Annotated in this window: 6 protein-coding genes; 3 read left to right on the top strand and 3 right to left on the bottom strand. The window is 61.3% G+C overall.

Annotation, left to right across the window (positions count from 1 at the left end):
* Positions 1-246 precede the first annotated feature (246 nt).
* Positions 247-1,956, bottom strand: a complete 1,710-nt coding sequence (locus HU715_RS07145; protein ID WP_186710154.1) for a cyclic peptide export ABC transporter — start codon at positions 1,954-1,956, stop codon at positions 247-249.
* 34 nt (positions 1,957-1,990) lie between these two features.
* A complete protein-coding gene (locus tag HU715_RS07140) occupies positions 1,991-3,052 on the bottom strand; it encodes a TauD/TfdA family dioxygenase (RefSeq protein ID WP_186710160.1) in 1,062 nt (353 codons plus the stop codon).
* 1,377 nt (positions 3,053-4,429) lie between these two features.
* On the opposite strand from HU715_RS07140, the gene syrB1 reads away from it, so the two are divergent.
* From syrB1 to syrC, 3 genes are read left to right on the top strand one after another with little or no spacing between them, the layout of a single operon-like run.
* Positions 4,430-6,277: a syringomycin E biosynthesis L-threonine--[L-threonyl-carrier protein] ligase SyrB1 gene (gene syrB1 / locus HU715_RS07135; protein ID WP_186710739.1), complete on the top strand. Its 1,848-nt coding sequence runs from the start codon at positions 4,430-4,432 to the stop codon at positions 6,275-6,277.
* Between the two features lie 17 nt (positions 6,278-6,294).
* Positions 6,295-7,230, top strand: coding sequence for a syringomycin E biosynthesis L-threonyl-[L-threonyl-carrier protein] 4-chlorinase SyrB2 (gene syrB2, locus HU715_RS07130; RefSeq protein WP_186710746.1), 936 nt, complete (start codon positions 6,295-6,297; stop codon positions 7,228-7,230).
* Between the two features lie 60 nt (positions 7,231-7,290).
* Positions 7,291-8,505, top strand: a complete 1,215-nt coding sequence (gene syrC / locus HU715_RS07125; RefSeq protein ID WP_186710748.1) for a syringomycin E biosynthesis aminoacyltransferase SyrC — start codon at positions 7,291-7,293, stop codon at positions 8,503-8,505.
* Between the two features lie 757 nt (positions 8,506-9,262).
* Here syrC and HU715_RS07120 read toward each other — a convergent pair.
* Positions 9,263-9,874: an aspartyl/asparaginyl beta-hydroxylase domain-containing protein gene (locus tag HU715_RS07120; protein ID WP_072412270.1), complete on the bottom strand. Its 612-nt coding sequence runs from the start codon at positions 9,872-9,874 to the stop codon at positions 9,263-9,265.
* Between the last annotated feature and the right edge of the window lie 116 nt (positions 9,875-9,990).

Genomic DNA, 9,990 nt, shown 5'->3' with positions numbered 1-9,990 from the left:
ACGATCCTTCTCAGAGATTTGTCAGTGCTGCCCGGTTGAATGCAACAGGCACGCCTGGCGTTGATGCAATCCGCGCAGGTAGCCGGCGCGGCATGGGGTCGGTCGAACGGTCAGACGTTCGTGCATGGCGTCGCCACCCGGCGGCGGATACGCGCCTGCCGGGTGGGTTGATGCCAAGCGTTTTCACAGGGGTCCGGCAGTGCTGTCGCGACATCGCAAGCCGAACGACAGGGCCTGGAGGGTCATTCAGGCTCGCTTGTCGCGCAGGGCGCAGTTGATGTCGGAAATGATCTGGCCATCCGACAACTTGATGATGCGATCCGCCAGTTGGAAGTACTGGTCGTCGTGAGTAATGATCAGCACCGTCTTGCCACGACGCTTGAGGTCGGGCAGCAGCTCCTCGTAGAAGAACTTCTTGAACGGCGGATCCTGGTCCGCGGCCCACTCGTCCAGTACGTAGACCGAGCGGTCCTCCATGTAGGCGCACACCAGCGCCAGGCGTTTTTGCTGGCCATAGGACAAGGCCTTCAGGGTGGAATACCCCTGTCCTTCGATCTTGATCTTGTCGGCCAGCCCCAGGGTTTCCAAGTACTTGCGCGCCAGCGTCGGGCTGCCGTCCTCTTCGTCGGGGCCGATGAGGCGGTTGAACAGGTGGAAATCGGAAAACACCGCGGAGAACAGGTCGCGATAGTCGTTGCGACTTTCATCCGTCACCGGCTTGCCATCGAGCAGGATCTCACCCTCCTGGGGGATGTAGAGCCCGCAGAGAAGTTTGGCCAAGGTGCTTTTGCCGCAACCGTTGCCACCGACGATGTAGATCAACTCGCCGGCCTGCACCGTCAGGTCGATGGGCCCCAGGGAGAAACCGCTCTCGGCGTGCAACTCCTGGTAGTGCATGCGCACGGCCTTCAGTTCGATGCGATTCCACGGCTTCTTGTGCTCCAGCAGATGCACCTTGGGCGCGTCGGTCTCGATGGGTTCCGGGTGCGGGCCGTTGATTGAGAAACCGAATTCCGCAAGACGGGTAGAAGCCACCCGGCCCGCCGCCAGCAAGGGCATCGCCCCGACCAGCAACGACAGCGGGCCCATGATGTACAACACGGCCAGGACGCTGGCGGTCATGATTTTCGGATCGACGGCACCGACCAGGGGGGCGGCGAACAGCAGGCAACCGATCAGCAACGACAGCGTGAATTGCCCGACGTTGTCGGCGGCGGTGTACCAAAGGCGCTCAACGAAGTTGTAGCGCGCCACACGGGTGGAAGACGCCTCGATGGCCGAGCGCCCGAACCAGCGGCGCCGCACGCCATTGAGCTTGAGTTCCTTGAGGCCGAACACCAGGGCGTGGGTGTATTCATTGAACGCGGTGTATTCATCCCGCACCCGGGACGTGTTCCTGACGCCACAGGAGAAGAAGAACAGATACAGCCCCACCCCCAGGATCATCAGTGAAACCGTCAAGGCCAGCACGACCCACGACAGGTAGGCCAGGTAGCCGATGCCGAACAGAAAGACCGTCGTCTCCACCAGGATCGTGGGCATGATGATCAGCGTCGTATTCAATTGCGGGATGTCGTTGGTCAACATCGTCAGCACATTGGGCGGGCCGCGCCGGTCCACTTCTTCCAGCGGCGTGGCGAGAATCTTGCGACACAGCGCAATGCGCAAGCGCGTCATGATTCGCATGCTGGCGTAGGCCGGGAACAACGCTGCGCCATTGCGCAATATCAGCGCCGTGGCACTGAGCCCGATGAACCAGTACAGCGCCTGCAGGCGAGAGCCGTCATTGTGGATAGCCTCGTTGATCACGCTCACCACCGCGATTGACGCCACCCCGCTGATGACACCGCAGATCAACGTAAAGAGCGTCAGCCAGGGATGGTTACGCCACAACAGGCGCATGACCGAGCCCGGTTTTGGCTTCTTCTCTTTCTTCGCGTTCTGCTCGTTTTTCATGGGTTGCTATCCTCGAATGGAGTCACGAAAGGGCTCACGCCGGTCGCCATACGTCGCCCTGGGCGATCATTTCGCCCATCGCCACAACGATGAGGCGTGGCTCCTCGTAAGGGTCGCGAGCGTGGGCGACCAACATGTTGTCGAGCATCACCACATCGCCCTTGCGCCAGGCGAACCTGACCGCACAGGCCTCATAGGCCTCGCCGAGCAACGCCATGACGTCGTCTTCTATCGGCGTTCCATCGCCGTAACTGACCATGCGCGGCAGACGATCGGCGCCGAACATATCGAGCAGGTCTTCGCGCATTTCCTCGCCGAGACAAAACGGATGGTGCAGCTGTACCTGGTTGAAAAAAGCCCGCTCCCCGGTTACCGGATGCTGGATAACCGCCGGACAAAGGGTGCGCACTTGCAGGGTTTCGTCGTCGAGCCATTCGAACTCGGTGCCCTCTTCCCGGCAACGCTGTTCGACGACGGCGCGCTCGGTGGTGCCGAAGAACGACGCCCAGCTCGGCTCGACACCGGCGGTGAAGGTGCGGCTGTAGCTCAGGCCTTTTTGTTCGAACCGGGCGACCACCTGCGGCGGCAGGCATTGCAGGACTTGGCGGATGTCAGCCAGCGGCGTCGCGCCGCCAACCCGTGATGGCTGTTCGCAATAGAACCACTGCTTGCGCGGCCAGCCTTGCAGGTGTGAGCTCTCGTTGTGATACAGGATCATTTCGCGTTCGGGATACGGCGTGGAGCGGTAGACGTTGCGTCCGCCCTCTTTCTTCGGCAGGTCGCCGTAGCTGCCATGCAGCCCGGGCGACAAGGCTTCAGCGAACGCCTCGAAGGCTGGCACCGAGCCGAGATCGAAACCGCGAAACAGCACCGCACCATGGCGACACAGCAACGCCTCGATGGCTTCGCGATGGGTGCTGGCCCACAGCGAAGGATTCAACGCCGGTTCAACCGGCTCGATCACCACCGGCAAACTCAAACCGTCGGCGAGCAATGACAGCCTGATCGATTCGCCAGTTCCAGGACCTGGCCAGGCAAGCGAATCCGCGATCCCGTCAGCGGGCATGACGGGCGAAGCGTCAGTTTGAAGACTCATCAATAACTCCTGAACCACGGATCGTCGGATCCACGTCGCAGGGCCGGACCAATGCGACCCACCATCGGGCAAGGATAAAAACATTGATCGGGGGGGATGTCTGGCACCGCAAACCGGGACAGAGGTTGCAACAGCTTCGTTCAGCCAGCGTGGTTAACGGGGCGTCACCAGATCAAGATCAAAAGCCAAAGCGAGGCGGCCTGATAGCCGACCTGGCTCTCCCGGTCGTACACCCATCAGATCTGTGGGAGCAAGCTTGCTCGCGATAGCGGCGGGGGTCAGTTTGCAGTGATGCTGGATGGGCCGACCTCATCGCGAGCAGGCTCGCTCCCACAGGAGATCTTGGGGGTTCATGGGTCTTGTGTTCACCGCAGATCCATTGTGGGAGCGGGCTTGCTCGCGAAAGCGGCGGGCCAGTTTGCAGTGATGTTGGATGGGCCGGCCTCTTCGCGAGCAGGCTCGCTCCCACAGGAGATCTTGGGGGTTCATGGGGCTTGTGTTCACCGCAGATCCATTGTGGGAGCGGGCTTGCTCGCGAAAGCGGCGGGCCAGTTTGCAGTGATGTTGGATGGGCCGGCCTCTTCGCGAGCAGGCTCGCTCCCACAGGAGATCTTGGGGGTTCATGGGTCTTGTGTTCACCGCAGACCCATTGTGGGAGCGAGCCTGCTCGCGAAGGCGGTGGGTCAGTTTGCAGTGATGCTGGATGGGCCGACCTCATCGCGAGCAGGCTCGCTCCCACAGGAGATCTTGGGGGTTCATGAATCTTGTGTTCACCGCAGACCCATTGTGGGAGCGGGCTTGCTCGCGAAGGCGGTGGGTCAGTTTGCAGTGATGCTGGATGGGCCGGCCTCTTCGCGAGCAAGCCCGCTCCCACAGGTGACCTTGGGGGTTCATGGGTCTTGTGTTCACCGCAGACCCATTGTGGGAGCGAGCCTGCTCGCGAAAGCGGCGGGTCAGTTTGCAGTGATGCTGGATGGGCCGGCCTCTTCGCGAGCAGGCTCGCTCCCACAGGAGATCTTGGGGGTTCATGGGGCTTGTGTTCACTGCGACCCATTGTGGGAGCGAGCCTGCTCGCGATAGCGGTAGCACAGCTACTTGGATGCTGAGTGCATATCCTGCTGTTGCTCTGCCTTTGACTTTGATCTGTGGCGCCCCGTACCCACCACCGGCCATTGCACCGACACACGTCGACCCAAACCAGCCTCGCTTGTCCCCATTTCCCGCGACAGACGCCGACACAAAGTCGGTGCTGAAATGCGCGAGCTGCGAAATGCACAGGTACCGCAAACGATGCCGTGGGTCGCAGTGACGTCTCGAGCACATCGGTTTGCGCAACTCGCAACACGGTGTGCCTGGCATTTAACAGGAGCGTTAGTCATGCCGATTAAGAACACTGGCGGATCGGTCAACCCCGCGCCAGCCCCCCTCACGCACGGTGCATTCCTGCATGAAACATTCGTCGCCCGGGCCCGTGAATTCCCTGAGCGAACCGCGGTGTCCGACGCCTCTCGCTCATTGAGCTACGCGCAACTCGACACTGTCTCGTCGCAACTGGCGGCCCGGCTTCGCCAGGAAGGCGTCCGGGACGGCATGCTGGTGGGGATGTGCCTGCCACGTGGCGTCGACCTGGTCATCAGCCTGCTGGGCATTCTCAAGGCCGGCGGCGCCTACGTCCCGGTCGATCCGCAATACCCGGGCAAGCGGGTCGAACACATCGTGCGCGACAGCGGCCTGGGCCTGATGATCGGGGAACTCGCCGACCTGCCGCAAAGCGCGTCCGTGCGCGTCCTGTCCCTGGCCGAGCTGCTGGCCGGCCCGGCCCTGCAACCGCTGCCCGCCGACGACCAGCGCAACCCCGACGAGGCCGCGGCCTACGTCATCTACACCTCCGGCTCCACCGGTGAGCCCAAGGGCGTATTGGTGGCGCACGGTAACGTCAGTCGCCTGCTGGAAAGCACCCAACGCTCGTTCGCCTTCACCGAAAACGACGTCTGGTCGATGTTCCACTCCATCGGTTTCGACTTTTCGGTATGGGAAATCTGGGGCGCCCTCGCCCACGGTGGCCACGTTGCCGTGGTGCCCTACGATGTGTCGCGCTCGCCAAGTGGCACGCGTCAATGGCTGGCCGACCAGGGCGTCACCGTGCTGAGCCAGACGCCATCGGCGTTCCGTGGCCTGGATGAAGCGGACCGTTCTGCCAGTGCGCCATTGGCCCTGCGTTATGTGGTGTTCGGCGGCGAGGCGCTGCCCGCCACGGTGCTGCGACCGTGGGTCGAACGCCATGGCGACCAGACGCCAGCCTTGATCAACATGTACGGCATCACCGAAGCCACCGTCCACACCACCTTCAAACGGGTGCTCGGCCAGGACCTGGAAAGCGCCGCCATGGTGTCCATCGGTGCACCATTGGATGGCTGGCGCCTGCACCTGCTCGACGCCGATCAACAGCCGGTGCCTCAAGGCAATGCCGGTGAGCTGTACATTGAAGGTGCCGGTGTAGCGCTGGGCTACCTGAATCGTCCCGCCCTGAACGCAGCGCGCTTCGTCCAGTTGCCAGGTACCTCAAGCCCTGCCTATCGCACAGGCGACCTGCTGGTGCTGGGCGACGATGGCGAATACCGCTACGCCGGTCGTTGCGACGAACAACTTAAAATTCGCGGATTCCGCATCGAGCCGGGCGAAGTCGAAGCGTGCCTGCAAGCCAGCGCCGCCGTAGCCGCTGCCCATGTGGCCGGTCACGATTACGGCGATGGCGACTGGCGCCTGGTGACCTATGTGGTACCGACCCATGGCGTGACGGCCTGGACCGAACAGGTCCGCAGCGAAGTGGCCGCACAGGTGGCCGCGAGCCTGCCGGACTACATGCGCCCTTCGGCCTACATCCCACTGGCGGCATTGCCGGTCACCGACCACGGCAAGATCGACAAGAGCCGCCTGCCCTCGCCCGACTCGATCCCATCGACCGAGCTCCACGCCAGCGAGCCGAACCTCACTGAACAAGAGCAGTTCGTGCTCAAGGTCTGGTCGGACGACATCGGCCTGAAGAACATCGGCCTGAACGATGACTTCTTCGATTTCGGCGGCACCTCCCTGGCCCTGATCCGCTCGTTGAGCACGCTCAAGGCCCATTACCGGGTCAACCTCGACCCAGGTGTGCTGGCCGATGGCGCCACCGCCAAAGTGTTGGCCGGCTGTATCCAGCGTTCCCTTGTTCAAGCCCATTGATCGAAAAGGAAAAGCCCATGAGCAAAAAATTCGCCTTGACCCCGGAAGAACGAGCGGCGTTTGAAAAGAACGGTTTCATCGGACCATTCGACGCCTATTCGCCAGAAGAAATGAAAGAGACCTGGAAGCGCACCCGCCTGCGTTTGCTCGACCGCAGTGCCGCGGCCTACCAGGATCTGGATGCGATCTCCGGCGGCACCAACATCGCCAATTACGATCGCCACCTGGACGACGAATTCCTCGCCAGCCACATCTGCCGTCCGCAAATCTGCGACCGCGTCGAAAGTATCCTCGGCCCGGACGTACTGTGCTGGCGCACCGAGTTTTTCCCGAAATACCCTGGCGACGAAGGCACCGACTGGCACCAGGCCGACACCTTCGCCAACGCCTCGGGCAAGCCGCAGATCCTTTGGCCGGAAAACGAAGACTTCGGCGGCACCATCACCGTCTGGACCGCCTTCACCGACGCCAACATCGCCAACGGTTGCCTGCAATTCATCCCCGGCACCCAGAACAGCATGAACTACGACGAAACCAAGCGCATGGCCTACGACCCCGATGCCAACAACAGCTCGGTGGTCAAGGACGGCGTGCGGCGCGGTTTCTTCGGCTATGACTATCGCCAGCTGCAGATCGACGAGAACTGGAAGCCCGACGAAGCCTCCGCCGTGCCCATGCAGATGAAGGCCGGCCAATTCATCATTTTCTGGTCGACGCTGATGCACGCCTCCTACCCCCACAGCGGTGAATCCCAGGACATGCGCATGGGCTTCGCCTCGCGTTATGTGCCGTCGTTCGTGAAGATCTACCCCGACTCCGACCACATCGAGGAATACGGTGGACGGATCAGCCTTGAAAAATACGGCGCGGTGCAAGTCATCGGCGACACGACACCTGAATACAATCGCCTTGTCACCCACACTACCCGAGGCAAGAAATTCGAAGCCGTCTGACCTTTTCACTGCCACATGACAGTTGGCATGCGCAACGTGCCTGACAGGAGTCCCCAATCCATGACTATTTCCACCGACGCAGCGACGCGCCTGTGCGAGACCGTGAGGATGCTTAGGCACCTTGCCATCCATTTGCCCGATCCGATCTGCCTGAGCTTTCTGGCCCAGGGCAGTGACGTGGCGCCCGACCAGGCTTGCTCCAGCGTGAGAGCCACGGAACGGGCGGTTAGCACCGCGTTCGCCAGGATCGGCGTCAAAGCCGTGCAGTACGTGCATGACGGCGAGGCGCAACTGTCGTCTTTCGAGATGTTCATCAGCAAGAAAATCTGCCAGGCCCTCGAGTTTGCCTATGATCACTTCGACGACGTCGACAGTGCCAAGGACTTCGGGCGCCTGGTCAGACACTTCGATTTCAGCGGTGCCGTGCCCGAGGTCGAGACACTGCACCTGATTACTCGCGACAACGTGGCGCTGTCGGTGCATGCCAGCACCGAGCGAGACCGCCCGGCCATCGTCCTGGCCCTGCCCTGCGGCATGCCATTCGATCTGTGCCGCGACTGGTTCAATGCGCTGAGCGAAAGATTTTTCGTGGTCACCTGGGAAACCCGCGGGCTGTTCGGTTCATGCACTTCGTTCGACCAGTTGTCCGTGGACACTGACGCCCAGGTGGGCGATCTGATCAATGTGATGAACCACTATGGCCTGGACAGCGCGCACCTGATGGGCATTTGCGGTGGCGCGGTGATTGCCCTCAGCGCGGCGGCCACCCACACCGATCGGGTCAATTCCTTGAGCCTGTGGCACGGCGATTACAACCTGGGGGACGACAGCCTGCGCACCGCCCACCAGCAGAACTTCGAATGGCTGATGGAATCGGCCGCCGTGGACCGCAACGAAGCCAGTGACTTGCAGGCGTTATTCCTGGACCAGGCCACCCTGGCGACCATTCCGGACTCCATTGCCCACGCGGCGCTTTATCCCTACGTCAACGAAGAGCTGTTCTACCGCTATGCGCGACTCAACGATGCGTTGAACAAGACTGAGTTGAAGTCGCGGCTGGAACAGATCACGGTGCCTACCCTGGTCGTCGCTGGCGACTGCGATGAAACCACTCACCTGGGTGGCTCCAAGCACATTGCCGAGTCCATCAGCGACGCCTTGCTGCATGTGGAGCGCAATGGCAGTCATCTGGCGTTCTTCGAGTCGACCCAGGTTTCGAAGCAGACGGCTTTTCGTTTTCTGGAGTCGACGGTGGGCTCGGCTCATCTGGCGTGAGGCGAGTCCTGTGGGATTGGTGGCTTCTCGCATTTCGGTCTGTGTGTAATCCATTGCTGCGGTATTGGTAGGCCTGTGTGCGAGCTTGCTCGCGGTGGTGGAATGTCAGTCAATGAAGAGGTTGGATGTGCCGGCCCCTTCGCGAGCAAGCCCGCTCCCACAGAGGACTGGGTGTACATGAATTTTTGTGCCTACCGAAAATCCAGCGTGGGAGCAAAGCTTGCTCGCGATAGCCGTGGCTCGGTCAATGAAGATATTGGATGTGCCGGCCCCTTCGCGAGCAGGCTCGCTCCCACAGGGGGCTGGGTGTACATGAATTTTTGTGCCTACCGAAAATCCAGCGTGGGAGCAAAGCTTGCTCGCGATAGCGGTGGCTCGGTCAATGAAGAGGTTGGATATGCCGGCCCCTTCGCGAGCAAGCCCGCTCCCACAGGGGGACTGGATGCGCATGAGTTATGTGGCTGCTGCTGAAGATCCAGTGTGGGAGCGGGCTTGCTCGCGAAGGCGGAATGTCAGTCAATGAAGAGGTTGGATATGCCGGCCCCTTCGCGAGCAAGCCCGCTCCCACAGGGGACTGGGTGTACATGAATTTTTGTGCCTACCGAAAATCCAGCGTGGGAGCAAAGCTTGCTCGCGATAGCCGTGGCTCGGTCAATGAAGATATTGGATATGCCGGCCTCTTCGCGAGCAGGCTCGCTCCCACAGGCCTATGGATAACCATCAATCCCGTGGGCACCGCAAGCGAGCTCGGTCCGTATCAAGCCACCATATGTTTCTCACGATGAAACTCAAGATACAACACCGTCCGGTGAGCCCTGGACGCATTCACCGCAAAGTGGTCCAGCGACCCATCAAAGATCACCAGGTTGCCATTGGTGCTCTGGTTAAAGCTCCCGTTGACGTTGAGGTAGGCATAGTTCTGCGTAGTAGGCGCATCGATGGTCAATTGCATATGCAGCAGCCCCTCCTCCCAAGTGCCGGTATGAGAGTGAGTACCGAGGAAAACATTGGGCTCCATGCGCAACAAGGCGCAGAGCTTGATGCCTGGAATCTTGCTCAGCAGCTCGATAGTCCCGGGCATGGCGTCGCGGGCGTAGGGGATCGGGGTGTCGTAGGCCACCAGGCCGTACTGGGTCCACTCCGGCATGATATCCATGTCATCACCCCATCCCCAGAGCCAGCCGTACTCTCCTCCCGCCGCCATGTGTGCATCGATCTCCTCGACGATTTCGGCGATCTGCTTGCCCACGCGGTTGATCGTCAGGGTCGGCGCATTGAGGGCCAGAAATTCCTCGCGGATCACTTCCCAGTTGTCGGCCAGGTTCTTCAGTTGCGGAAAACGGCTGGGATCATAAAACGACGGGCGCATAGGTACTCCTTTTATTAAGGTTGTCGATTCCGCTGGCAATGCCAGATTGTCCTGTCCGCCGGATGCCTTGGGGCGTAGCAGGAGAGCCTGCCAAGGGTGACCCACCGGGCGCGGCC

Origin of the sequence: Pseudomonas zanjanensis (genome assembly GCF_014268745.2) — a bacterium.
Taxonomy (GTDB): Bacteria; Pseudomonadota; Gammaproteobacteria; order Pseudomonadales; family Pseudomonadaceae; genus Aquipseudomonas; species Aquipseudomonas zanjanensis.
This window is presented reverse-complemented; position numbering and strand designations above follow the sequence as displayed.